General features: G+C 50.1%; 18 protein-coding genes and 3 tRNA genes. 9 read left to right on the top strand and 12 right to left on the bottom strand.

Annotation, left to right across the window (positions count from 1 at the left end; genetic code table 11):
* Window positions 1-500: 500 nt before the first annotated feature.
* From H7R73_RS08780 to H7R73_RS08735, 9 genes are all read left to right on the top strand, one after another.
* The gene (locus tag H7R73_RS08780) at window positions 501-1,775 is read left to right on the top strand and encodes an IS4-like element ISApu2 family transposase (RefSeq protein WP_011191341.1); all 1,275 of its coding nucleotides are present in this window, start codon (window positions 501-503) and stop codon (window positions 1,773-1,775) included.
* Between the two features lie 568 nt (window positions 1,776-2,343).
* Entirely contained in the window at window positions 2,344-3,291 is a 948-nt protein-coding gene (locus H7R73_RS08775) for an IS30-like element ISAs2 family transposase (protein ID WP_019706001.1), read from the top strand.
* A gap of 4 nt (window positions 3,292-3,295) precedes the next feature.
* Window positions 3,296-5,980, top strand: a complete 2,685-nt coding sequence (locus tag H7R73_RS08770; RefSeq protein ID WP_182951666.1) for a class I SAM-dependent DNA methyltransferase — start codon at window positions 3,296-3,298, stop codon at window positions 5,978-5,980.
* A 56-nt stretch (window positions 5,981-6,036) separates the two neighbouring features.
* Window positions 6,037-8,055: a DEAD/DEAH box helicase gene (locus tag H7R73_RS08765; RefSeq protein ID WP_182951665.1), complete on the top strand. Its 2,019-nt coding sequence runs from the start codon at window positions 6,037-6,039 to the stop codon at window positions 8,053-8,055.
* A 1-nt stretch (window position 8,056) separates the two neighbouring features.
* Window positions 8,057-9,307 carry a GIY-YIG nuclease family protein gene (locus H7R73_RS08760; RefSeq protein ID WP_182951664.1) on the top strand — a complete coding sequence of 417 codons (1,251 nt, stop codon included), beginning with the start codon at window positions 8,057-8,059 and terminating at the stop codon, window positions 9,305-9,307.
* A gap of 45 nt (window positions 9,308-9,352) precedes the next feature.
* Window positions 9,353-10,534 (top strand): hypothetical protein, encoded by a 1,182-nt coding sequence (locus H7R73_RS08755; RefSeq protein ID WP_182951663.1) that lies wholly within the window; start codon window positions 9,353-9,355, stop codon window positions 10,532-10,534.
* An 88-nt stretch (window positions 10,535-10,622) separates the two neighbouring features.
* Window positions 10,623-11,786 (top strand): site-specific integrase, encoded by a 1,164-nt coding sequence (locus H7R73_RS08750; protein ID WP_182951662.1) that lies wholly within the window; start codon window positions 10,623-10,625, stop codon window positions 11,784-11,786.
* 354 nt (window positions 11,787-12,140) lie between these two features.
* On the top strand, window positions 12,141-12,596 hold the full coding sequence (locus tag H7R73_RS08740) for a hypothetical protein (protein WP_182951661.1): 456 nt from the start codon (window positions 12,141-12,143) through the stop codon (window positions 12,594-12,596).
* A 60-nt stretch (window positions 12,597-12,656) separates the two neighbouring features.
* Window positions 12,657-15,545: a hypothetical protein gene (locus tag H7R73_RS08735; protein WP_182951660.1), complete on the top strand. Its 2,889-nt coding sequence runs from the start codon at window positions 12,657-12,659 to the stop codon at window positions 15,543-15,545.
* A 385-nt stretch (window positions 15,546-15,930) separates the two neighbouring features.
* Here H7R73_RS08735 and H7R73_RS08730 read toward each other — a convergent pair whose 3' ends face one another.
* The 12 genes from H7R73_RS08730 to uvrC form a co-directional block, all read right to left on the bottom strand.
* Window positions 15,931-16,977 carry a DUF3800 domain-containing protein gene (locus H7R73_RS08730; protein ID WP_182951659.1) on the bottom strand — a complete coding sequence of 349 codons (1,047 nt, stop codon included), beginning with the start codon at window positions 16,975-16,977 and terminating at the stop codon, window positions 15,931-15,933.
* A 75-nt stretch (window positions 16,978-17,052) separates the two neighbouring features.
* Entirely contained in the window at window positions 17,053-19,380 is a 2,328-nt protein-coding gene (locus H7R73_RS08725; RefSeq protein ID WP_182951658.1) for a P-loop ATPase, Sll1717 family, read from the bottom strand.
* A gap of 583 nt (window positions 19,381-19,963) precedes the next feature.
* The gene (locus H7R73_RS08720; protein WP_182951657.1) at window positions 19,964-20,383 is read right to left on the bottom strand and encodes a DUF2787 family protein; all 420 of its coding nucleotides are present in this window, start codon (window positions 20,381-20,383) and stop codon (window positions 19,964-19,966) included.
* Between the two features lie 62 nt (window positions 20,384-20,445).
* Window positions 20,446-21,051, bottom strand: a complete 606-nt coding sequence (locus H7R73_RS08715) for a hypothetical protein (protein ID WP_182951656.1) — start codon at window positions 21,049-21,051, stop codon at window positions 20,446-20,448.
* A gap of 122 nt (window positions 21,052-21,173) precedes the next feature.
* Window positions 21,174-21,476, bottom strand: coding sequence for a YkvA family protein (locus H7R73_RS08710; protein WP_025201450.1), 303 nt, complete (start codon window positions 21,474-21,476; stop codon window positions 21,174-21,176).
* The gene (locus H7R73_RS08705) at window positions 21,469-21,825 is read right to left on the bottom strand and encodes a hypothetical protein (RefSeq protein ID WP_182951655.1); all 357 of its coding nucleotides are present in this window, start codon (window positions 21,823-21,825) and stop codon (window positions 21,469-21,471) included. Before H7R73_RS08705 ends, H7R73_RS08710 begins: the two co-directional genes overlap by 8 nt.
* Before the next feature lie 147 nt (window positions 21,826-21,972).
* Window positions 21,973-23,178 carry a tyrosine-type recombinase/integrase gene (locus H7R73_RS08700; protein ID WP_182951654.1) on the bottom strand — a complete coding sequence of 402 codons (1,206 nt, stop codon included), beginning with the start codon at window positions 23,176-23,178 and terminating at the stop codon, window positions 21,973-21,975.
* Window positions 23,179-23,528: 350 nt separating this feature from the next.
* A tRNA-Leu gene (locus H7R73_RS08695) sits at window positions 23,529-23,615 on the bottom strand.
* 41 nt (window positions 23,616-23,656) lie between these two features.
* Window positions 23,657-23,730, bottom strand: a tRNA-Cys gene (locus tag H7R73_RS08690).
* Between the two features lie 34 nt (window positions 23,731-23,764).
* A tRNA-Gly gene (locus H7R73_RS08685) sits at window positions 23,765-23,840 on the bottom strand.
* A gap of 179 nt (window positions 23,841-24,019) precedes the next feature.
* Complete coding sequence (gene pgsA / locus H7R73_RS08680; protein WP_010675229.1) at window positions 24,020-24,574, bottom strand: CDP-diacylglycerol--glycerol-3-phosphate 3-phosphatidyltransferase; 555 nt, start codon at window positions 24,572-24,574, stop codon at window positions 24,020-24,022.
* A gap of 213 nt (window positions 24,575-24,787) precedes the next feature.
* Entirely contained in the window at window positions 24,788-26,641 is a 1,854-nt protein-coding gene (uvrC, locus tag H7R73_RS08675) for an excinuclease ABC subunit UvrC (protein WP_103260398.1), read from the bottom strand.
* Between the last annotated feature and the right edge of the window lie 72 nt (window positions 26,642-26,713).

The raw sequence follows: 26,713 nt of genomic DNA, 5'->3' as shown, positions 1-26,713 counted from the left end.
GAGGCCGGAATCGAACCGGCACGACGCGAACGTCGAGGGATTTTAAATCAAAGGAACTCGTTTGCATCTCATTGCATGAAATAGCAAGCAGATGGAACGAGTAACACCGTAAGTTCGCAACAAATCGCACCCCGTCATAGGCCATCGCATACCGCTTATCACAGAATTCGCAAAGATGAGGGGATTACCCCATCGATGCAATCCTTTGCAGACCGATATCTCAGCCCACACCGCTAGAAAAAAAATGAGGGTAGAAACGCCGGTAGAAATGCGGGTAAAAACGTCGGATGCGGTGTTGACTATCTTGGTAGCCGAACCGGCCTTGACCCTTAAACAGGTAGCCGAGCGAATAGACAAATCGACCAGCATGGTGGAGCGAGCAGTTGCCTAAGACCGCCACATGTACAGGATCTTTAGCTACAACCAATTGAAATAGATAGAAAAAAGGCTTCGTTTGTGATCTGATTTAATCGCAAAAAAAAACCGACACGCCCGAAGCCATGACTATTATCAATGCAACCCAGTACCTCAAGCAACTTCTTAGCTCTTCTGAACTCAACCGGATCGGTAAATTTACCGGTTTTTGTCAGCGACTCCGGGATATCCAGCCTGCGAGACTACTCCCGGCTCTGCTCTCAGGGCTTGGTTGCGACAAGGTGGATGGTATTGCTGGTTTGCATCGCCATTTCAATGCGTTGCAGCTCCATGATACTGACCAAATAGCGTATAAACCCTTTCACAACCAGTTACGCAAGCAGGGTTTTCCCTTGTTCATGCGCGCACTGGTTGAACGAGCCATCGCCTTACGCCTCAAGGAGTGTCTACCGGACGCCCACGGACTGGCAGGCTTTGAGCAGGTACTGCTGCAGGACGGGTCGTCATTCGCGTTACATCCGCAATTGGCAGAACATTTCCCGGGCCGATTCAATAAGCACAGCCCCGCTGCGGTAGAGTGTCATATGACCATGTCCTTGCTGGACCAGTCGCCGATATCGATGAGTATCACGGCGGATACCGAATCGGAGCGCAAGCATCTTCCGGCCGCAAATTCGTTAAATAACAAACTGTTATTGGCGGATGCCGGTTACATCAGCCGCGAGTACTTTGCTGATGTGACCAAAGCCAAAGGAAGCTATCTGGTCAGAGGGAGTCAAAATCTCAATCCCAAAGTACAGGCAGCTTACCGACAGGACGGCAGGGAAATGCCCAAGTTACTCGGAAAAAAGCTCAAGGATATCGATCGGAGAAGCTGCAGAGCCGAGGTTCTGGATCTGGATGTGAGTTCGGGAAAGTATAAATATCGACTCATAAGACGTTGGTTTGCAGAGGAAAAACGGTTCTGTATATGGATGACCAATCTTCCGCGTGAGCGATGGCCAGCCGAGAAGGTGATGGCATTGTATCGTTGCCGTTGGCAGATCGAACTGTTGTTCAAAGAGCTGAAATCACATAACCGGTTGAAGGCGTTCGCGACACGACAAAAAGCGATAGCGGAAGGCTTGATCTGGGCTAGTTTGCTGGCCTTGCTGGTCAAACGTCGGCTGGCGCTGACGCTGATTGGCAGCGCGGAGTTATCGATGCTGAAGATTGCCAAAAACAGCGCGCTTTGGTTAATGCCGATATTGGCGAGCATCATCCATGGTGCGTGGCAGGAAATAACAGAGAAGTTGGAGTGGGCAATGGTGTATTTATCCAAAAACGGCAAAAAGAGTAGGCAGAGAAAATCCAAGCAAAACAACACGTTAGACGGTATTATTAATTCGCTTGCCGCTTAAGGTTCTGTACATGAAGACCGCCAAGAGAGCGGTTACAGTTGCCCATTTTTCGGCTTGCATCAGCGTACAACCGTGTGAGTAACCCCAAGCGCAACGAACCCCATTTGCGCCCATAGGGTGAGCTGTAACTCTCTGTTTTATCACACCAAAAACACAAGGTGTAAGAGCACTATTGGGGATAATCAAATACGAGGCTGCAAGTATTATGTTGAAGATATGCACTATTGGTAATCAATTGATTGATATCTAATCAATTGACGCTCGTTTTTTTTTTGATCTAACCCAAATTTCACCCCGCTAGGGCTTTTTTTACTGCTCGTGAGTTGTATCATGCCCAATTGGCAATGATGCTGTCTTAACCATTGGCCGTTGCCGCCTCGCCCTTTTTATCCAACTCGTATCATCTTGTTTTCTAGGACATTCAATGGCCGTCAACCAGGCGAAGATTTTTGAACAACTCGAGCGGGAATTCAGATAATAAGTGCGACACTCATGGATGAATGGCGAGAGGTGGCCAACTGCTGATTGGTGGTACCCTTCTGCTCGCCAAAGTAAAAGCAGTATCACCATGAGCTATCAGCAGTTGACCGAGGGGCAACGATACCAGTTATCGGTGCTTCGCGCACAGGGGATGTCCATCCTTGCCACCGCACGCGCCATTGGCGTTCATCGCTCCACCCTCTACCGGGAGCTGCGTCGTAACGCCGGGCCGCAGGGCTACCAGCCAGACAATGCGCATCAGCACGCCACCCACCGACGGGCCAGTGCGGCCAAATCTCGGCTATCTGCCGATGTCATCCAGTTTGTCGAGCTGACACTCGCCTGGTGGTGGAGCCCGGAGCAGATAAGCGCGGTGGGCAAGCAGATAGGCCTCATGGTGAGTCACGAGTGGATATACCGCCATGTGGCCGCCGACAAAGCCCGGGGTGGCCAGTTGTACCGCCATCTGCGCCAGGGCCACAAGCGCTACCGCAAGGGGGCGAGCAGCCTGCGTTCTCCCATCAAGGAAGCCCGCTCTATTGATGAACGGCCGGCTATCGTCGATAGCCGGGAGCGGCTCGGTGATTGGGAGGCGGACACGGTGCTGGGCAAGCAAGGCACAGGTGCACTGGTCACCCTGGTGGAGCGCAAGAGCCGGCTCTATCTGGTCAAGCGGGTCGCGAGCAAACAGGCTGGGGTGGTGCGGGATGCGATAATCGAGATGTTAACGCCCTACATCGAGCAGGTGCATACCATCACCTTTGACAACGGCGGCGAGTTTGCCGAACACAAGGCGATAGAGGAAGCGCTGGGTGCCGAGACTTACTTTGCGCACCCTTACTCTTCGTGGGAGCGCGGTCTGAACGAGAACAGCAATGGGCTGTTGAGGCAGTTTATCCCAAAGGGAACAGACCTGAGAGAGGTCACGGACGAGGATGTCAGGAGAGCGGAGCAGTGGCTCAACCTACGACCTCGGAAATGTCTCGGATTCAGGCAGCCTGTCAAGGTATTCGAAGAGTACCGTCAGGCGGCATAGGCGAGTGTCGCACTTCGAAGTTGAATTCGCGGAGCAACTTACCAGTGAGCTCTATCGCGATGAGTTTATTTACGGCTTTTTGAGCGCATTCGATTTTCCGAAAGCGACGATAACCCAGGTTCGTCAAGGAGGGGCTCGAAACGTTGCCAAAGAAGCGTGCCATGTTGCGCTGAAGAACAAACTTTACTTCCAGCCCGTAGTAGAAGGTTCTGATCTCAATGTGCTGTTGGAAACGCGCTTAAGCGATCCTGGTATCGCCAAAAATAAGATTCGTTTTGTGCTGGTTACCGACTTTATTCGGTTTCTGGCGTGGGATACGTTAAGCAAAGAGTTACTCGATATTGATCTGGATGAGCTGCACAGCAACTATGGCTTCTTCCTGCCGCTGGTAGGCCTTGAGAAGGCTATCGTCAGCAGCGAAAATCCTGCCGATGTCAAAGCTGCTGAGAAAATGGGCAAGCTGTTTGATCTTATCCGCACTCAAAATGACCTTAGCCAGCCTGCTGACATCCACGCTCTGAACGTCTTTTTGACTCGCTTGCTGTTTTGCCTGTTTGCCGAAGATACGGGCATTTTTGGCAAAGGGCAGTTTACTTCTGCCATCCAGAGTTACACAGAAGAAGATAGTCGCGATCTGGATTTCTTCCTCGATCAATTGTTCACGGTGCTCAATAGCGAACCAGGCAGTGCTAAGCGGCAAAATTTGCCTGTGCATCTGACGGCATTCCCCTACGTCAATGGCGGATTGTTCTCTTCGGATCAACCAATCCCTGAACTGGGTAAGAAAGGCCGCCGGATCCTGCTTGAATGCGGCACCATGGATTGGAGTGAAATCAACCCTGATATCTTCGGCAGCATGTTCCAGGCCGTTATCGACGTAGAGCAGCGCAGTCGGCTGGGCCAGCACTACACCTCCTACAGTAATATCATGAAGGTGATTCAACCGCTGTTTCTGGACTCGTTGCAGGCTGAACTCGATAAACAGCAACAGGTTGCAACGAGTAAACGTGCTAAAGGGTTGCAATCCTTATTGGTTCGAATGGGCAAGATCAAAGTATTCGATCCGGCCTGCGGTTCGGGTAACTTCTTGATTGTTGCCTATAAGGAACTACGCAAGCTTGAGATGGCCGCGATCAAAGCGCTAGAGGAAGTGGACCCACAAGGATTTGCAATGAGTGGGCTGCATCTGTCGCAATTTTACGGCATCGAAATAGATGATTTTGCCTGTGAGATTGCCCGTTTGTCGCTATGGCTGGCAGAGCACCAGCTTAACAGCCTGTGGCAGCAGGAGTTTGGTTTTGCTCCCCCGGCACTCCCTTTGCGCGAAAGCGGCAATATTCACAGCGGTAATAGCCTGCGGCTGGATTGGAATTTGGTATGTCCCAAAGGTCCTGAAGATGAGGTCTACATCATCGGCAATCCGCCCTTTTTGGGGACTCTAGGACGTAGTGATGGACAACGCGCGGATATGCAAGCGGTATTTGATGGATTCAAAGCATTAGGTGCTTTGGATTTCGTTGCTTGTTGGTTTTGGAAAGGTGCTAAATATATAAAAGATTCTCGCTCAGAGCTTGCTTTAGTATCAACAAATTCAATTTGTCAGGGTGAACAGGTCGCTACATTATGGCCAGCAATATTTAAGCTTGGATTGCGAATCCATTTTGCTTATCCGACATTTCCATGGGCAAATAATGCTCGGGATAAAGCAGCCGTGCATGTAGTCATTGTCGGTCTTTCATCAATCGCTAAGCAATGTCACATCTATCGTCAAATTGAAGATGATTTACAATATGAACGAGTGAGGAATATAAGCCCGTACCTTATAGAGGGCAACAATACTGCAGTAACACCACAAAACACCCCTATAGTATCCGATGTTCCACCACTATTATTCGGGAATAAACCTACTGACGGTGGTAATTTGTTGCTAAATCGCAATGAATATGAGGGCTTAATCACTAATGAACCTCAATCAGAGAAACTATTGAAAAAGGTATTGGGGGCTGATGAGTTTATAAATGGTATCGAAAGATGGTGCTTATGGCTTGTTGATGTTAACGAAAATGAATTGAAAAAATCTCCACTAGTCTTTGAAAGAGTTCAAGCTGTCAAGGACTTTAGAATGAGAAGCCCTAAAGCGAGTACAAAGAAAAAAGCAAACACACCTCATTTATTCGATGAGAATAGGCACCCTCAGTCTGGGGAATATATTTTGGTGCCAAGTGTCTCTTCGGAACGAAGACTTTATGTTCCACTTGGAATATTTGATTCAAATGTGGTTTCAACAAATCGAAATTATATAATTCCTAACGGGACATTATATGAATTTGGCGTATTATCTTCACTTATGCATAATGATTGGATGAGGCTGGTTACTGGGCGGCTAGAAAGTCGATATAGTTACTCGTCATCTGTCGTATATAACACATTCCCTTGGCCTGAAAAGACAGAATTGCAACGCAAAGAAATTGAATTTCTTGCTGAAGAGGTCTTGCTAACCCGAGCAGAGTTCCCTGGGCGTACCCTTGCTGAGCTCTATGATCCGGACAAAATGCCTACTGCATTGTTGGCAGCACATCAGGCGCTTGACAGAGCTGTTGATCGTCTTTACCGCGATCGACCATTTAAAGATGCAACAGAACGATTAAGTTGCCTCTTGGCTCGTTACGAGGCTCTCGTCGGAAATTGATCAATGACGCAGGCTTAGGGCCTGCGTTGTGTCACCATTATTTGGAAGGGTTCACGATGAACAATTTGTTGCATGTCGAGTACGGCCAGACAGGCCAGAGTGCCAGCTTAAACGAAATGGGGATGCGCGAGATGCAGGCACGTGCCTTTGCCGAGCGTAATAGCCAGTATTTGTTGATTAAGGCACCGCCTGCTTGTGGCAAGTCTCGTGCTTTGATGTTTCTGGGGCTCGACAAGTTAGAGCGTCAAGGGCTGCGCAAGGTGATCGTGGCTGTGCCAGAAAAGTCCATCGGTGGATCTTTCCAGAATACGCAGTTAACCGAATATGGCTTTTTTGCAGATTGGGTGGTGAGCGCAGAAAACAATCTCTGTGTTGATGGTAGTGACAGCGGCAAGGTCAACGCTTTTCAGCGCTTTATGAACGGCGACGATCGCATCCTGGTCTGCACCCATGCCACTCTGCGGTTTGCGTTTGATAAGTTACCAGTGGCCGTCTTCAATGACTGTGTTGTGGCCATCGATGAGTTTCACCATGTGTCCGCAGATGGTGATAACCGGTTGGGGGGCCTGATCGATGATCTGATGAATAAGTCGAGCGCCAATATTGTCGCGATGACGGGGTCTTATTTCCGCGGTGATACAGTTCCGATCCTGCTCGCAGAGGATGAGGCCAAGTTTACCAAGGTCACTTATACCTACTACGAACAACTCAATGGCTACCAGTACCTGAAATCCCTTGGCATCGGTTACCACTTTTATCAGGGGCGTTATATCGATGCTTTGCCTGATGTGCTTGATGCCAGCAAGAAAACCATCATCCATATCCCTAACGTCAATTCAGGTGAATCGACCAAGGACAAGCACGGTGAGGTAGATGCCATTCTCGACGTGTTGGGTGAGGTTGCCATGCGTGACCCGGAATCGGGCATTTTGTATATCACTGCCAAAGATGGGCGGATGCTGAAAGTGGCCAACTTGGTAGATGACAATGCTACTGAGCGACCAAAAGTTCAGGCCTATTTACGAGATATCAAACAGGCCGATGATATGGATATCATCATTGCCTTGGGAATGGCCAAGGAGGGGTTTGACTGGCCTTACTGTGAACATGTGTTGACCATTGGTTATCGCAGTTCGTTGACCGAAATTGTGCAGATAATTGGCCGTGCGACCCGTGATTGCAAGGGCAAGAGGCATGCTCAATTTACCAATCTGATCGCCCAACCTGATGCGCAAGATGAGGATGTTCGGGCATCTGTAAACAATATGCTCAAAGCAATCACGACTTCGCTGTTGATGGAGCAGATCCTCGCTCCCAGCATTCAGTTCAAGCCCCGTTCCCAATGGGATGGTAAACCACTGCCGCCTAATACCCTGATTATCGATGACACTACGGCTACCCCCGTTTCTCAGAAGGTATTGGATATTTTGAATGGTGACAGGAATGAGTTGATGGCTGCGCTTTTAACCAAAGAGCAAGTGGTTAAAGAGGCGATCACAGATACCACGCCAATTGAAGCTGTGACACAGGTGGCGCTACCTCAGGTGATCCAGACCCTCTACCCAGAACTGAGCGAGGAAGAGCAGGAACAGGTACGGCAAGGATTGCTGCAAACCATATTGATCAACCAACAGGGAGGCTTGATTGATGGCAAAGACTTGCCAGAAGGTGCGGACGTCGATTTAGGTAGTGAAGCAGGTCATCAGGATGGCAGCACTGGAAGTGGTGTGGCGGGTAAACAGTTTTTGAAAATGGGTGAGAAATTCCTCTGCATCGACAATTTGAATATTGATCTCATCGATACCGTTAATCCGTTCCACGGTGCTTATGAGATCCTGTCAAAGCAAGTTACCGCAGCCATGCTGAAAACGATCCAACAGGCGGTAAGTGCAACCAAATCACAGGTATCTGAAGAAGAGGCGGTGATCCTCTGGCCCAAGATCAAGCAGTTCACTCGGGAGCACGGGCGTGAGCCATCGCTTAATGCGAGTGATCAGATTGAGGTGCGCTATGCAGAAGCGTTAGCCTTTGTACGCAAGATGAAGCAACAACAGATGGCAGCACAGGGACGTTAAAATGATCCGCTTATCGACAGCCAGGCTCTCTACTAAGTCGAGCTTGGGAGATATCCTCGGTGAAGACGATGACCTGGGGTTACTGGATGTGCAACCGTTGAAAGCCAAAGCGGCTCCCATCGATCTCGCCAGCGCACAGTTTGCTGAAATTAGCGCGTTTTATGAACTGCATGGCCGGTTGCCCGATGAGGGAGGTGGTGCGCAACTCGATGAGAAATTGCTGGCAAGACGACTTAAGGGGATTTTGGCGAATCCTGCACAGTGCGAACATTTGCAGGCACAAGATAAATTCGGGCTGTTAAGTCATGCCGTTAATGGGCAGTGTGAGCCAGGTTTGACTGATGAATCTGATCCGGTGGCATGCATCGATAAATCTGAATTGGTGACCTCACTGGCGGATATTTTCGCCGATGATGATGATGGGTTACTCGATTTTGATGAACCCGATATTTTTAACTTTCAGCACATATCTGCCGAGAAAAAAGAGCAACCAGATGAGATTGCTCAGCGCCAGCCATGCGCGGATTTTCCCCGCTTTGCCCCGCTGTTTGCTGCTTTCCATGAGGGATTGCAGGCAGGTTCCTTCAATCTGGTTCGCTTCGCTCACAAATTGAAAATAGCCAAGGGGGATTTCTTCATTCTCAATGGATTGGTCGGCTATGTTGTCAGTGAAGGTGAGCGTCTTGCGCAATACACCGAATACAACGCCAGGCTTCATTTGGTGTTTGAGAATGGCACGGAAATGCACATGCTCTATCTATCGTTAACCCATGGCTTGGTGCGCGATAAAGAAGGCCGAAAAGGGGTGTTGCATGGACAGTCTTTGCAGCCATCTCAAGAGGCAGTGCCGACCGGTATTGTTTACATCCTCAAGACGTTGAGTGCTGATCCGGTACTCGGCCCCTACAAGCAAGATCTCTATAAGATAGGCTTTACCGAAACGTCAGTGGAAGATCGGATCAAAAACGCAGAGTTGGATAGCACCTTCCTTGAAGCGCCGGTCAAGATTGTTGCAACCAACCAATGTTTTAACCTAAATGCACAAAAATTGGAGGCCTTGGTGCATGGATTTTTTGCTCCGAGGCGCTTGAATGTGAAACTCAAGAGCCATTGCGGACAAATTTATACCCCGAAGGAGTGGTTTAATGTTCCGCTGGAAAGCGCTCTGGCAGTGATTCAATACATTGTGGATGGGTCTATTTCACAATACCGGTTGGATAATACGACAGGGAAGATTATTGCAAAAACATAGATGCATACAACGGATTTTCACTGCGGCCACGACATCGTGTTTTTGGTGTCAGAAAGAAAAATACTATTAGAAGCTGTTATTCTCACCTTAGGATTTTTTATGCAGCACAAATGTCTAATTGATGATAACGACCCAGATATCACATACGTTCTTGAAAATCACCCTGATTATTCCCCTGATCTCGTATTTGACGTCACTGGCGATAAAGTTACGTTAAAGAAGCAGTCCATATATATTTACTCTGCGAGTAAAACTTCTCGTCTAGAACAATACTACAACTTAGAGCTACTTAGTAAATACCTGCACTACCTTCATGCCGAAAGTGTTAAAAAGACTAATGTGCAGGCAAAAACTCTCGAAAATTTAATTTCTTTTTGCTTAAGCCTTTTTGGAAAAACTGACGTAAGAGAAAGTTTAACTGGAGAAACTAAACGCTTGTACGTTGCACTATTAGATGAGTTTGAAAAGTGCGACCAAGTTTATAAATCAACAACGGATGCCTATTATTATCCTGAGCATAATGAACTCACCGAATACGCAACAAACCTTTCCACCCTGCTGATATCATTCTTAGATAGAGTAGACATTCCCTCATATATTAAAATTAAAAGTGATCAAACAAAGAGAATGAAAATAAAAGCGCACTTTGCTCGAGGACTGTTTATTGAGCATGCGATTCGTGTGCTAGCTAAGATAGATGTAAACACTTCCACTGCCTACGCAATTGATAAAGCCGGGTTTATAGGAACGGTTTTTAGCATCGCAGCTTTCCAGGTTCTGACAAAAATCGCCGATGTTGGGAAACTTCAAGACCACAGGTCGCGGATTAAATCCCCTGATGCATATGCAATTTCAAACATGAGGAACGAGCGATTCCAAGGAACAAAAAAACCCAACAGTGCCGTTCGAACTATCACAAGAAACCTATACATCAAGTTAGTCATATATTATTTGGAAAGAAATTGGGAACACGTCTCAGCACTATACAGTACGCCAGGGAAGCCCTTTACATACACTATAAACAACCTATTGCTTGTTTTGATAAGCATTTGTGATGATGTTTTTGTTTATGAAGGTGCCACACCAATCGACCTCTCTTCTAGGCCGAAACTCGACAACCTTAAAACCCGGCATGAAAATAGAGTGATGCGGCGTAATCTTAATAAGATTATCGGAAAAAATGGACCACTCCTGTCTGAGCCGAAAAATAATGAGAATGCTACTTAACAAAAATGGCATTTCCTGAATGCATGTGATGTCAATGATGTAACCATCCTCGATGGCCTAGCATCCTCCTTTTTCTGAAGGAGGATCTATGTCCATTACTACTCTGAAACTGACAAAACGAGCTCTTGAGACCTTACCACCGCCAGCCAATGGCAAGCAGCAGGTATATCGTGATGCTGACGTAAGGCAGCTATACGTGTACCGGTACGCTCTATCTACGTCTTTCGTCTTCGACACAACTCATCGTTACAAACGGGTCTTCGAGACCATTGGCACCTATCCGCAGCTCTCCATACAAGAAGCCAGGGACGAGGTGCATGCGAGGCTCCATAAACTTGCCCGCAATACGTATCCCTTGGGACAAAACAAAACCCTCCAAGAGATCTTTGAAACCGCCTACCTCGACGATATGCAACTGCATAAGCGCAATACGCAGTCAGAGCTGTCCAAGGTCAGAAAACACATCCTGCCGGAGTTTGGAAGCTGTCGTCTAAAAACACTGGATCGCCAAACCATTTTGGCCTTCCAAAGGCGACTTGCTGAACACCTCAAGCCTGCCACCGTGAACAAGATCTTGTCTGCCCTGTCAAGGATGCTGACCTTGGCCGTGGAGCACGGATACCTCTCTGTCTCACCGATGAATGGGTTACGGCAACTCAAGGAAAATAATGAACGCAAGCGGATCCTGAGCCTTGATGAACGGTCACGTTTTATCGATGCATGTTATGCCCAAAACTCGGAAGCAAGTCGGTCGCTATTACTGTCTCTCTACACAGGGATGCGAATTGGGGAGGTGTGCTCCATAGAACAAGCCCACTTGCACCTCGATGAGGCTTACCTGATCCTGCCTACGACCAAGAATGGATTACCTCACCAAGTGGCCCTGACGTCTCATGCCATCAGGCTCATCGAAACACAGCAACTACTGGTCAACAAACAGAGGTTCCTTTTCCCCTCCTCCCAATCCTCTTCGGGGTACATGAGCTACCCACGGCATGCCTTTCAGCGGATTTGTGCTGCAGCAGGGATCAGTGACCTTTGCATTCATGATCTCCGCCGAACCTTTGCCACGGAACTGATGCTACAGACGGGTGACATTGCCATGGTTGCACAGGCCCTGAACCACTCATCACTACAGATGGCGATGCGATATCAGCAACGCACCACGACCCACTTACTCCCTCATATCAATGCCACTCAACAGCAATGGCTCTCTGAAGACATATCACTGCCCACAGCGTGTTGCAGTTGAGTTGCGCGGAACGCCACAAAGACCCATTCGCAACCAAAATGCACAAAATTCCGCAATGCATGTGTTGTCAATGCTTTGGGGGGTCAACTTCTGAATACTGCAATCCAGTCGAACGAACAGCACAAACGAGAGGTTGCGATGGACGATGTACATATGTTGACACGAAGCGAACTAGCTATGCGGTGGCGCGTCAGTAAAAGCACCATCGATAAGCAGATGATCATCGCCCCTGAGAAGCTACCCCCGTTTGTAACCATCGGTCGGCAAACCCGGTTCCCACTAAGTGAAGTGGAGAAGTGGGAACGTAAACAACTGCAAAACCTAAATTAACAACCCTAACTACAGGAGGCTCTCATGAGCACAAATAACACCCAACATGCTGCTGTCTACCAAATCGTAGGTGCATTCATCAAAGTGAACGATGGTTTGACGAACCTCGGCACGATCAGTCGCGTTGCACACATGCAGCTCAATGATCCCGACCAGCCACATGCGCTGATGGCATGGTCCGACAGCAACTCATACCCGGCCATTATGTACAGGAGCAGTGACCGTCAAGAAATCGAGGAGCGCTTCAAAGAGGTCTCTAGTCTCGTGCTCAAGCAAAAGAAGCGCAAGTTCATCCGAACCAAGAAGTTACTGGTCGCAACAGACCTGATTGCCGGTTGCACCCCGATCGTAAAAGACGCCAATGTCTGGATAAGTATTTCCCTTCTGTTGCCAGACACCAAGCCCCTGTGGGTTGCATGCGACTCTAAAGAAGAACTTGATGCGGACATGGAGGCTATCGAACGCCAGCTAAGCGCCTAACCGTATTCCTTTTCAATAAAGGGTCTCCAAGGAGGCCCTTTTTTTTACGAGCCAACACGCATGAAAAGACAAGAACAACCTACACATAATGCTGGAGACACGGCGGTGAACTTTTCCTACGCAGATACCGACCTGCTGCCGGAGCTTAATAACAGCCCCCTTCCCGATGACTACGGCATGCTCAACGACGAGCAACACCAGAGTGCATTGGCGCTCGCGATTGAAAGCGCACTCGACCCCTGCCAGTACATGAATGCTCCCTCACGCCTTCCTGACTGGATGATAGATGGCCTGAGTTCTGATGTGATTGCGGGAGACCCCGACATACCTGATTACCTGCTACCCGTGCAGGAGAATTCTACCAACAAGGCACTGCGGTTACGCACTCAGCATTATCTCAAACCGGGAGAGACAGTAACCCCGGCCAAAGGGGCTAGGCTCCATATCGGCATAGACAGCGAGTACGTTTACAATCCCGCGACAAAGCGTAACGACATTCTCTCCTACCAGTTCTTTGCTATGACAGAGAAAGGAGAACATTCAGACATCATTTACCCCGCATCCAATCGGATATCTGATCGCCTGAGTTTCGATAAATTCCTCGGCCACATCGTAGTGGTATGTAAGGAAAAAGGGTTACTCACGGAGTGGCCGAAACATGTCTTTGTGTATGCCCATTTCCTGCGGGCAGACCTTGCCTCGTTTGGCGACTTCTGGCAGTTCAAAACTCAGGTTAATGGCATTCGCCGAACAGTGGCGTCAGTAAACAATGCCTATGGCATCGATCTTGAGAACGTCTTGCACCGTCAAGCCAAACCTGCCCCGCTGATTTTGCGAGACAAGCAGCGTAAAGCCCAACGAACCTTGATCACCTTTGTCGATACTATGTTACACACCCCTGGTGGTGCGGGCCTTGCAGCCGTTGGTGAACTCATTGGCTTACCCAAATTGTCTCTCCCTGCGGGTCACTCTATTGATCGCATGGATGAACTACTTGCCAGCAACAAGGCAGCCTTTGAAGCTTATGCCCTGCGCGATGCCGAAATTGCAGTCAAATATGGCCTACAACTCCATGCATTCGCTAAGACACTGGGGCTTTCATCCCTGCCAAAGACGATTGGAGGCTGCGCCACATCGGTGTTCCTGAAACATCTGCGCGAAACGGGCCAAGACCGGGATCAGCTATTTGGAACTCATGAGGTGGTGCAAACTGGATGGAACAAGAATGCATCCAGACCTGTGACCAAGAAGGCCCGGGAAATGGCCCCTGAAGCAAAGCTATTCGAGGGTTTTGCCATCGATTGCTACCACGGTGGACGGAATGAATGCTTTTGGGGTGGCCCGACCCCACTATCGCTCTTCAACGATTTTGACCTCAGCGGAGCCTATACCACAGGGCTCGTTGACCTTTTTCCCCTTGATTATGGGCGAGGGCGAATGACCACCAACACAGCCGAGTTCTGTGGCCATGTCTTTGGTCTTGCTCGCGTTAAATATAGATTTCCATACGGGACACGTTATCCCAGCCTACCGGTGCGTACTGAAATTGGCCTGCTGTTTCCCCTCACTGGTGAATCGCTCTGTACCGCACCGGAGATCGAGGTCGCACTCCGCATGGGTTGCCAGATTGAGATACATCAAGGTGTCATCATCCCTTGGACAGATACGACGCAGCGCCTGTTTGAGCCCTTTGTCTCGCAGGTTCGGGAAAAACGCCAATCGTATGTGAAGAAATCCTTCGAAGAGCTGCTTTGGAAAGAAATTGGTAACTCTCTCTATGGCAAGCTGGCACAAGGTCTGAGGGGCAAGTCAGCCTTCGATACATCCAGTGGATTGAGCAAGCCCATTGAGCGCTCAGCCATCACCAACGCATTTTTTGCCGCGCATACAACCGGTCTGATCCGTGCCGTACTCGGGGAAGTCTTGGCTTCCATCCCCGCTCACCGAACCGTAGTGAGCGTCACGACGGATGGCTTTCTCACCGATGCAACCTATGACGAACTTGTGCTGAATGGCCCGATATGCCGCCGCTTTCAGGAACTGGGCGAGCGACTGGATGGCCCTGGCTTTCGGATGCTGGAGCAAAAACATCAGGTTAAACAGGTCATCGCGATGAAGACTCGTGGTCAACTTACTCCCGAAGGCGTTGAGGGTCAGCCCCAGATCCTGGCCAAGGCTGGGGTTAAGCCCCCCTGCTCTAAGGAGCTGCATCAGGCGTACATGCTTGACCTGTATCTGAATCGTACCCCCGGTCAAAAAGTCGAGAGTGACCATTTAATATCTACGGCTGAAATGTGGATCAATGAACACGATCTCGTCTCAGTGAGCAGGTCAAAGACCCTGAATCTTGAGTTCGACTTCAAGCGGCAACCCATGCTGCCATCAATGCAGAGCGTGCTAGGCACCGAACACATCTGCTTTGATACACGCCCCTGGCCGACGGTAGCAGCCGCTATGGAGCAACGGGTGGTATTCGATAACTGGCGGCGAACGAACTGCCTGAAGACCCTCAATGACTGGGAGAGCTGGGAGGATTACTTCGTCTGCAAGACGTCGATAAAAGGATTGCCAATGCGTGTGACGGATGAAGGTTCGCTTGGCATCCTAAAGCGGGTTTTCCTGCGTGCTTATACCCAGTCCGCCTTCGGTATGACGAAAACGATGGGGTACGATGAGCTGGCCGAATGGCTGACCATCAATGGCTGCCCAACCAGCGTGGATGACTGCAAGTCCGCCAAACGCGCCAAACTGGTCGGGCAGTGTGTACCGGTGACGACGCGCACCGTCCGCCTGGTGCGGGTGATCCTGCAAGAGTGCCCAGGGTTAGAGCTGGGGGCGCTGTTCAAGCCCGAGGACATGCCACAGCTCCAAAGCCGGTTGAATAACCCCAAGACCGAGATAGCGCAAATCACGCAGGATGCGCCGAGTCATGAGGTGATAACCGACTGATTGATATAGCAATATCTGGTTAGTGTAATAAGGCGATTGGGGAAGCAACATAATGGTTGCTTCCCCTTCTCTTTTTACAGGCTCTGTGATGATGGCATGTGCTCCTGAATACTCACCCCCAGAGCCGTTTTAGACGCCCAATAGCCTGTCAGTGTGACCCATGGGCATGAATGGCAACAACGCAGGGGAAAACGGCTGGATGGGTGTTTAGAATCGCTTCTAGTGGAGCAGTTATACTGCTTTCCACGCCATTCGAAAGTGATGTGTGACGTCATAGCTAACAACACAACGGCGAAGCCAACCGTCCATACAATATCCCGACACTGAGCTCGGTCGCACGGTTGTTTCGCATCGGTTGCTGCGCGTTGTTAGGCTGCAACCTTCTTCAATCACTAAACTGCGAAAAGTAGTCGATTACCTCTGCAGCCTGCGTCCCTTTCCGAAATCGACGTTGTGCCTCGAAGTCTAGCGACGGGAGCAAATGTATGAGCTGTTCATTCGCGTATAGCGCTAATACCATCTCTGGGTCCAACCCTCTGGGCTGCTTCATCTTTAAGCTATTCGTCATTTCAATGGCCGCACCGATCATCACATCAGCCAGCTGAACAGCTGGACTGGTCTTTGAATCAACCTGACTGACTGACACAAGTTTAAGCGGGAACTTGATACTGGCGATTTCTGTCTGCCGGAACTCGACCTCGTCATCATGGTTAATGTACCGTTCGAGCAGATCATGATAAGTAAGCAGGTTTTTTGACTGGTCGTGTTCAACCCGATACGGTCCTTCAGACATGACTTCCATCCGGCTAATTAGCGACTGCAACACGATGAAAGCAGCATCGGTACCGACTCCTGGTGTTGCTATCGCTGACAGGCAAGAGGGTGCCGCATGGAACGCCAATGGTCCAAGGGCTTCTGGTAGTTCACGCCAGTTTGTGTTGCGTGCTGCGATGACGAGATCGGACAACGCCTCTGGGGTCTTTTCTTTCATTGCTCGCTGAAAGGCTGCCAGCAGCATGTCAAAGGCATTCTTACCCAACAGCGTAGGGCCAACGTAATACAGAAGCGATGCCAGCGAATAATTTTGTCCGTCCGCATAGAAATTTATTCCCCGCTCGTAGTAGAACGGCTCGACTGCGTAGTCCACGAACATCAGCAGCAGCAGGAAACGCTTGTCACAGACGTATGTTACACACTTGTAGTTTTTCAGGACGTCACTGAGCAAAGCGAGCAGTCGGGGGTGGTTCTTAGGTCTTCGTGCAAGCGACCTGTATTTGAGTTCTGGCGCCTGTAGCCCCGGGAAGTGTGTATTTATGAGAGACCTAGCATGCTCATCGCTGATCGCAATTGTAGCAGCGCCCTGAAAGGGCTGTTCAGCATTTAACAAATCAAAACCAGTATATCCGCTTTCATCGATCCGAAAACACTCCATTGGAAAACCTCCATTTTCTTGGGCTATCAGAACTCGTCCGAAAATGTTCTGTCCACTATTTCCCATGAAAATATTTTATGAATTGATCATCAACGCAGGCCAAAATGCTTGATTAATGCATATTGTACACGACTTGGACCTGTTTTTTACGCCATCCATAAGCTCTTTATTATAAGAGAAATCGTATATGAACTTAGGTTCATCATCATTAATCTTGATTCCTAAAAATCCATACCAAAGCAACAAACTAAAAATTCTTCTTGCCTTCCCATCATTATCCTCACTGCTTGAGATCATTATTATGACCTCGTCTTCGCTGAGTTCTGACTTACACCCAATGAATGAATAAAGAATATTCTCTGTATCTGCCGCTACGTCCCTTAACTCATAGCCTATATCCCTGAGCAGGTCTGAAGAATATGCAGATAGACCTTTATCAATATCTGACTCACAAATGAGATCATGATTCAAATTAATAGCAAAGCTTTTGCAATGATTAATCAAATTAAGTAAAAAACGAGGTCTCATCAGTGATCTTTCAATCAAATACTGTGATGTTTCCTCACCTTTATAGTGACTAACAATAACTTTTAACCAAGCATCAGAAAACTTAGTGTTATTATCTAACCCATTTGCGACTATGCGCAATCTAACCATCTCCCTTAATAGATCAGGATCAGTCCAGTCTAGAAGGACACTAGCTTCTTTCCCCCTATCAGCCGTTTCCTTAACCAACAATTCATAGACGTCATTCCTAAGGAATACTGCAGTTTTTACATCAAGATCTTTTTTACCAAAGACCCTCTCAATTTTTCTAGTCGCATCAATCAGGGCGCGTATCATTAAAAGATCATTATGCTCTAAACCAGATGTGGGCCAGCCATTATCTATGTTATCAAACAATAACCATAACGTACCCTTGTTCTCCATATAAGACAGCAACTCTTGTCTTAATGATTTCACGTCATGTTTATAAAGAAGCTCAGTAACCTGTGAGGCAGATAGACTTACTTTTGTTTCACCCGAATGTAAAGACTCATATTCTGAGTAAATTTTTTCCATAAGCCCCGACATTCGCTCTGAAAAATCACCATCAGAATCATATTCCTCAACATTGTAAATTTGAGATAAACGTCTATATCCATCATACAAGGTGTGATCATGGATATGTCTTTTTTTGTCTTTTTCTAAAACCTTATAACAAATTTCCAGAAGTAAAACATACTCCCAAAAAGCTGTAATTGTGTGTAGATACGTCCCCTCTTCTAAGAAAGACAATATCCTTTCTTTAAACTTTATCAACTTATATCCGTCAGGTTTTAAATCCAAGACAATATTTAAACTTCGATTTCTTTCTCTTTCTATATCTCTAATCTGTAGAAATATTGCAGATTTCCCTGAGCCTTTCCTACCTATCACTAAGTGGGCTTCACCTCTTAACGCTTTTAAGTATTGATCTGTTTCTAAGTAATACGAGTTTAAGTCTCGCATTTCATTTTCAGCAGATGATGAGCCTAAGTTCAACTTTTTCAAGAAAGAACGTTCTGGCTGAATATGTTCTTCTGTTTGTACTTGGAAAGCCCGTGCCACATTACTAGCAAACTCTGCTATAAAATCATTGATTTCGTCCGGATGATAAGTGACATTTACAAAGTCACGATAATCAAGTGGGACTGGATCATCACCGTTTTGTAAAATACAAATTGCTTTCTGCATACCCTCTGCTAAACCAGCTATGAATGCTGCTCTCATATTGTGACTATCACTACCAGCAGATATCTTTGATAGTAACGGAACGATGACACCGTATGACGATCCGACTTGGTTTATTGCATCGTATGCTGAAAGTCTTGGTTGCTCATTAGGATCAAAGTTTCTAAAAATGTAGCCTGACTTCTTAATTCTGGAAACTATGCGTCCAGACCAATCTGTTTTAAATGGTGTTTCTAGCAAATAAATTGGTGCTTTGCGATTATGCTTTTCTTGTATTTCCAGAGGTGCTTTTTTTGAAGCCTCAAGTATAAGTCGCTTTAACTCATATGAGTTTTGATATTCACAAAAGCCAAGTGTATCAAATATTCCGACTTCTTCTATTGTTACTCCCATAGCATCAATGCTTTTATTTTTTGTCAGCAGTACTCTTTTCGCACTGCCTATCGCATAGCCTATCTCGTAAGTTACATTAAAATTTAGAGTTGTAATATCAGCAATAAGAAAGTCAGCCTCATCAATACCTCTCAAAACCTCTGTAGATATGAAGTGACCAACAATGTCCAGTTGTTTCCAAGTCTTGACCTCTATCTTCGACTGAGAACGATTGTAGTCTTCAACTGCCTGCTCTATACATTGCCCTATCTGAGCCGGTGTAGATGCATAAGCATAAAACCCAACAAGGTCACCCATTCTGTATCTTCCTCTGATCTGTATTTTCTTATTGTTGGCTTACCATTAGCCCAAGCCTAATTGCTCAGACTTCCGATTGTGGAAAACACTAACTCATGATGCGTAAGAGTCCTACCTTATCACCTCATTGAGTTGATGAACATTTGCGAATATCACACTATGAGTAGTTGCTCAAACTTTCTTGATTACCGATGTTCAGGGGGCAAAGATGTTCAGGGTCTAACTGCGCAAACCATCCCTGCTGCGGAATAGAAAAACCCCATAACCTATTGATATTTAATTAAAATAATGCAAAGTGGAATAACCCCATTGGGGATGCACACATAATCTGTCTTTCTCCCTCCCCGCCGATGACAAAAAACAAGCCTCCCAGCCACGGGCCGGGGGATACTTGTTTTGGGGGTGGTGGCTGAGAGGGGCACCTGAAACAGACGAGGGATGGACTAACCTACTGAGCCGCTGACCGGTTTCGAGTTGGGTTAGTCCATGGCTCCTTGCCCTGCATGGAAAGGTGAACACAGCAGCACCACTGCCAGAACCAAACCGCCGCTGATTCCTGTTCCTCTCCTGTCCGGTGCGACGGTTACGCAGTCACTGAGACGGTAAACGCGCCCATCTGGTAGTAACTGACGAAGTTCGACTCCCACATCGTATAGAGCTCCCTGGCCGACTCTGGCCCCATCTGGCCGTAACGGATCAGGTAGTATTCTTCGCTCAAAAAGTTGAAGTCGATCTCTTTGACCAACTCAGCCATCTCTTCCGGTCCCTGATAGCTAAAGTCCGTCACGTAATCGAATTGCCACCGATCTTTATGCTTAAGCAGCCGTATTTCTACCGGATGAAACCCGCCGCGAACCGGGCCGTAATCCGGGTCTCGGAAGTTGAAGACCAGACTGGATTTTCCCTTCAGCACCATTCCAGATCTAACCAGTTCCTGGTCCAGAATACTCATCAATGCCTGACTGACAGGCAGGGCAAAATCGCCCGCAAATGGGATCGTCATAATCACCTCAGATTGATTGTTTAGGGGGGCTCACCCTTGGACAGGTGAGCACTATGCAGGGGTTATTCGATGGTAGAAGTTACGGTAGAGAGCTCATTGGTTAGCGAACCCCAGCGCTCAAGGTAATCAGGCACCAGTTCGTGCAGCATCGGATTGCCGTCAGCCTTCTGGATCAACTTCAGCCCGTCCGAGCGCAGAATGGCTGATAAGAATCCGGCATTGTTGGCGCTGCCCCCTTTAAACAGTCGCTTCATGACGCTGGATTTAAAGGGCTTGTCTGCGGGCAAGGAGCGCAACACATCGTCAATCGCCGACAGCACAATCCACTCCTTGCTATGCAGACCCCCACCCTGATTGCCGGTGATTTTCAGGAACAGCTCGCCACTCTCTTCATGACGACCGATGGCATAGAAAATCAGCCCTTCTGATCGGGCACTGAGTTTCTCGGCGGTATGGTTGAGCAAGGTGTGTATGGGTGCAGGGCCGCCGGGCACGGAGTCTGCGGTGTCGCCGGGTCCAGGCCTGGCCTTGTCGGCGTCAGCCGCAAGGGCTGGCGAGAGAGGCTCGGCGCAGCCGCTTGCTCCGGATGTGAGAGGGCTCTCGTCGGCTGGCGTGGTGCTGGCAGGTTTAGGGGTCTCTTCAACGCGGTTTTTACGGGGTCTTGCCATGATAGTTTCCTTACAACGTCGTTAGATAACCGGAGATTGCGATCTCCAGTTCATCGCTAGATGGGTCATAGATAAAGGGTCATAGAAAACGCGATAGCGTGACAGGACCGACTCCATCACTGTCACAGTGATCTCATTCGGTCCTTGGCGGATTGACGGTGGTGTGACTTAACCGGCAGTGCGGCTAATGCCGAGGTGATGACCGATAAGTCATCCAGATAACCGGCAAATGGAATGGGATCGGGTACCACGTCGAACGGGTTTACCAGATAAGCCAGCGCACCGATGATGAGCGCATAGCACCAGACCGGCAGATCGCCATCCGTGAGCAAGACATACAAGAGCACGGCCTTCTCCAGCAGCTCCTTAATCCCCTTGATCTCTTTTAACTTGCGCATGATGTCGCTATGGCTGGGATTACTCATGGTGCATCACCTCCAGGGTGTTGTTCAGCGGTGCATCTGAGTGGATCAATAGGTAAATCCCCGCCCCCTCATCGTTGAGAATGGCCAGCAGCAGACGCCAATCTTCGGATATGGCGAACTCTTGCTCCGGGTAACGCAAACCGAACATCACCTGATTCTGGGTATGCTGTGGCATGGCCTGAAACTCATTCACCGAGTCCGTCATCTCGATAATGACCAGACTACAACCGGTCGCGTCCCAGAAAGCCCTCGCCTCCTCTACTGATGAAAAGGGCTCGATAATTTGCTCCATGACCGAGACATGGAGTGCCGGGTAAGCCGCGAGCAATGTCTCCTCCGGCCATTCCATACAAGTTTTCATCGTGTTTCTCTCCAACAAAAAGGCCCTTAAGCTCAGATGAACTTAAGGGCCTGGGAACTGTGAAATGTGGACCAACAGCCGATGTGACAGCGCTGTCTGGTTATTAATATCTGTTTATAAACAATACCTTTTCGGTCACTCCGCTTGGATCATAGACGAGAGACCTTCGCTGATATTGCGACTGCGCTCAGAGGTCAGCTTTGCATAGCGCTGGGAGGATTGAATGCTGGCGTGGGCCAGTTGTGCCTTGACGTCATACAGGCTGTATTGCCCGGAAGAGACCAAGGCGCTGGCGACAGAGTGGCGAGCCGTATGGAAGCAGACCTCATCGAGGTTTTCGATACCGGCCTTCTGCAACACCCGTTCATAGGCACATCTGGGTTCACCGATGGGCTTGCCCTGACATCGAATACGCTGGCTCGCGAACACATAGGGATTACCGGCTATTCTGGGGAGCTTCTCCAGAATATCGATAGCCAATGTGCTCAGGTAAATGATCCGGCTCTTGCCATTCTTGGTCAGAGGTACGAACAGCGTCTTATCCTCCCAGTTCACATGTTCCCATTTAGCGAGTAACACCTCTGACTTTCTCGCCCCCGTCAGGTAGAGCATCGCGATGAAGCTGCCTGCGGCTTGATTGCGATCCTGCAATGCCACCTCAATGACCCGTTTCATCTCTTCAATCGATAGGAAGCGCGTCCTGGCATTGTCCTCCTTCAACAGCTTGATCTTGGCCGCCTCATTAGTGTCCAGAATGCCCCAGCGCACCGCATAGCTGCCCATGGTCTTTAACTGGGCCAACACCCTGTTGGCGGTACTCGGCGCGTAGGCCGTCTGCTGAGGGTTGTTAGGGTGAACCATCTCCGATTGCAACTGCAGGACATCCATCGCCTTGAGTTGCCGGTAACGCATGGCCCCAAAGCGTGGTTCTATGTTGTGTTTAAACCGCTGAATGTCGCTGTTGATCGACCGTTTGCCGATGGTCTTGAGGTGCGGCAAAAAGGTCTGCCAGAAGAACTCCGAAAGGGTGGGCTCAGTTTTGTAGCTATCCCGCTCTGCTACCGGGTCGATGCCTTCTGCCAACATCGCCTTGTACTTGCGGGCAATGGTCCTGGCTTGGCTCACATCGATATCGCCGAATCGTCCCAAAGCAATGCTGCGCTTCTTGCCCTGGAGGGTATAGCGCAGTAGGAAACGCTTACTGCCTTGGCTTTTTCCTGACAAGAGTTTTAAGCCGATGATCTCTGTATCGGAGAACTCCAGTTCAGTAGCGCCAGCCTCTCGTTGTTGTGCGGGCAAAGCCTTGATGGCTGCATTGGTAAAGCGAAATTTGGTCTGCATAGATACCTCCGATGATGGGTTAGATCATGGGATTAATATCTGTTTCAAAGAGGATTCAATGCGGGTTTGGGAGGGGTGAAGACGAAGGGGTAACGGTGAGCGGCACTTGCTTCAGCACCAGAAACAGACCCCGGAAAAGTCCGGAGCAGTAGCCTACCAAACGTCCTTGGTTATGTTGGAAGACTGAGCAGGTTGTTCGCAACAAGTCGCAGGAAGTAGTAAGTCGCTTAGACAAGAAATGGACAAGAAAGGAAAAGTTGGAGAGAAATCTTGGAGAGAGTTAAAAACAAAAACGACGCAATGAAGCGTCGTATCTGTTTAATCTGAAAGGATTTTTTCTTTAATCTTAATGGTGCCCGAGGCCGGAATCGAACCGGCACGCCTCGAAAAGCGAGGGATTTTAAATCCCTTGTGTCTACCGATTTCACCACTCGGGCACCGCAATCGGTATCAAGCTCGCGTGGCGGGCTTGTCAATATGGAGGCACGTTCCGGAGTCGAACCGGACTAAACGGATTTGCAATCCGCTGCATAACCGCTTTGCTAACGCGCCATGCAAAAGAGAGGAACTCTCTATTGTCTGAATTTGGAGCGGGAAACGAGACTCGAACTCGCGACCCCGACCTTGGCAAGGTCGTGCTCTACCAACTTAGCTATTCCCGCATCGGTCTGGCTGACTGCCTGACTGTGAGAACGCATTCTAGCGATGTTCCCCGCCCAGTCAACCAAAAACATTTAATACGCTGATCGTTCGGGTGTTTTTTACCCTTTTCCCACACTTTTGCAGCTCATGGCCGTTTCTCGGCGCCAGTGGCAGAGAAACGGCCATCTTCCCGTTTGGACTAGAACCTGGAGTGGTAGCTGAGATCGCCCCAGGCAGCCTTCATGTACTGGAACATGGACCAGAAGGTGAGCACGGTGGCCACGTAGAGCAGCACATAGGCGAGCCACACCATCCAGATGTCGTATTGCCATATGAGGCCGGTGAGCGACACCATCTGGATCATGGTCTTCCATTTGCCAATCCAGCTGACCGCCACCGAGGAGCGCTTGCCAAGCTCGGCCATCCATTCACGCAGGGCGGAGATGATGATCTCACGGCCAATCATGGTCATGGCGGGGATGGTGACCCAGACGGTGTTGTAGTGCTCGACGATGACTACCAGGGCCGCCGCCACCATGATCTTGTCGGCTACCGGATCGAGGAAGGCGCCAAAGGCGGTGGACTGGTTCAGCTTGCGGGCAAGATAGCCGTCAAACCAGTCGGTTGCGGCCGCCAGGATGAAGACGATGGCCGCCGCCATGTAGGACCACTGATAGGGAAGGTAGAACAGGATGACGAAGACGGGGATGAGCAAAATCCGAAAGAACGTCAGCAGGTTAGGAATATTTGTCATTATTTTCAGCCACTTCTTGTATGCCGCTACATGGTAGCCCCAAGCCGATCGCGGATGCAACCGAACTGGCGCCCGCCTTGGTCCATTAATCCATCAATAACCTCAGGATGCCGGTCATTATGGCATTTGGGAGCCCCCTGCGTCACGGCTCTTGTGCGCAGGCGGCACGCCCTGATGCCCCCTGGTGTGACCTCCTTCACACCAAAGGCAGCGCTAGAGCGAGTGCAATGCGTCGTGGATGGACTGGGCCAGCTCCTGGCTGATGCCGGGCACCTTGGCGAGCTCGTCCACCCCGGCTTTTTTCACCTCCTGCAAACCCCCCAGGTATTTGAGCAGCGCCTGCCGCCGTTTCGGCCCCACCCCGGGAATCTCTTCCAGGGTACTGGTGGTGCGGGCCTTTGCCCGCCTGGCCCGGTGGCCCGTGATGGCAAAGCGGTGGGATTCGTCGCGAATGTGCTGGATGAGGTGCAAGGCGGGCATGTCCGCCGGCAAATGCAGCTCTTCGTGGCAGTCCCCCAGGATCAGGGTCTCCAGCCCCGCCTTGCGGGTCACCCCCTTGGCGATGCCCACCAGCAGCGGGTATTTGCCGCCGAGAAACTCCAGCTGGCGCGCCAGGATCTCCTCCGCGCGGCGCAACTGGCCGAGACCGCCGTCGATAAACAGCACATCCGGCACCTTGTCCGGCTCCTGCTGCTTGCCAAAGCGACGCTCCAGCGCCTGCTCCATGGCGGCATAGTCATCCCCGCCGGTGATACCGTCGATGTTGAAGCGGCGGTATTCCGAGGAGAGCGGCCCCTCCCGGTTGAACACCACGCAGGAGGCCACGGTGCGCTCCCCCATGGTGTGGGAGATATCGAAGCACTCCATGCGGGCGATGGGGCTCTCGAGCTCCAGCAGCTCCTCCAGCTGATCGTAACGGGCGCTGATGGTGCTCTTGTGGGCGAGGCGCGAGCGCAGCGCAGTCTGGGCGTTGATGGAGGCAAGCTTGATGAAGCGGGCCCGTTCGCTGCGCGTCCGGCTCACCACCCGCACCTTGTAGCCGGCGGTCTGGCTCAGGGTGTCGGCGATGACGCTCTCATCCTCCAGCGCCACGTCCAGCAGCACCTCGCTCGGGATCTGCCGTCCCCCCTGCCCCGACAGATAGAACTGCAGCAGGAAGGATTGCACCACCTCGTCAAGCGGGGTATCGGCCGGCACTTTCGGGAAGTAGCTGCGCGATCCCAGCACCTTGCCCTGGCGGATGAAGAGCACATGGATACAGGCGGTCCCCTGCTCGAAGGCCACCCCCACCACGTCGAGCTCGTCCAGCACGTTGCCACTCACCGACTGCTGCTCGGTGACCCGGCGCAGGGCCTGGATCTGATCCCGGTAGCGGGCCGCCTCCTCGAAGCGCAGATCGCCGCTGGCGGACTCCATCTTGCCCACCAGTTCGCCGATCACCTGCTGGTTCTTGCCCGCGAGGAACAGCTTGGCCAGCGCCACCTGCTGGGCATACTCGGCCTCGCTTACCAGCCCCGCCACACAGGGACCGGCGCAGCGCTTGAGCTGGTAGAGCAGGCACGGGCGGGTACGGTTGGCATAGACGGCATCCTCGCACTGGCGCACCGGGAAGATCTTCTGCATCAGGTGCAGGCTCTCGCGTACCGCGCCACCGGAGGGGTAAGGGCCGAAATACTCCCCCTTCACCTTGCGGGCGCCGCGATGGACGCCAATGCGCGGGTGCCGATGGTCGGTGATGATGATCCAGGGGTAGGACTTGTCATCCCGCAGCAGCACGTTGTAGCGGGGCTGGTACTGCTTGATGAGGTTGTGCTCGAGGATCAGCGCCTCGGTCTCGGTGTGGGTGACCGTTACCTGCACATCGGCAATCTGGCGCACCAGGGTGCGGGTCTTGATGCTGTCGACATTGGCCCGAAAGTAGGAGGCGAGCCGTTTCTTGAGATCCTTGGCCTTGCCCACGTAGATGACGGTGCCGCCGCTGTCGTACATGCGGTAGACACCGCTCTGGTGGGTGACGGCGCTCAGAAATGCCTTGCTGTCAAAATGGGGCTCGGGAGAGAGGGTCATCGGCAACTCGACTCAACGGATGAATGCAAAAAGACGGGGAGAGCATACTGCCCACAGCCTGCAAAAAGCAAA

It is taken from the genome of Aeromonas sp. WP2-W18-CRE-05, from assembly GCF_014168615.1.
Classification (GTDB): domain Bacteria; phylum Pseudomonadota; class Gammaproteobacteria; order Enterobacterales; family Aeromonadaceae; genus Aeromonas; species Aeromonas caviae.
This window is presented reverse-complemented; position numbering and strand designations above follow the sequence as displayed.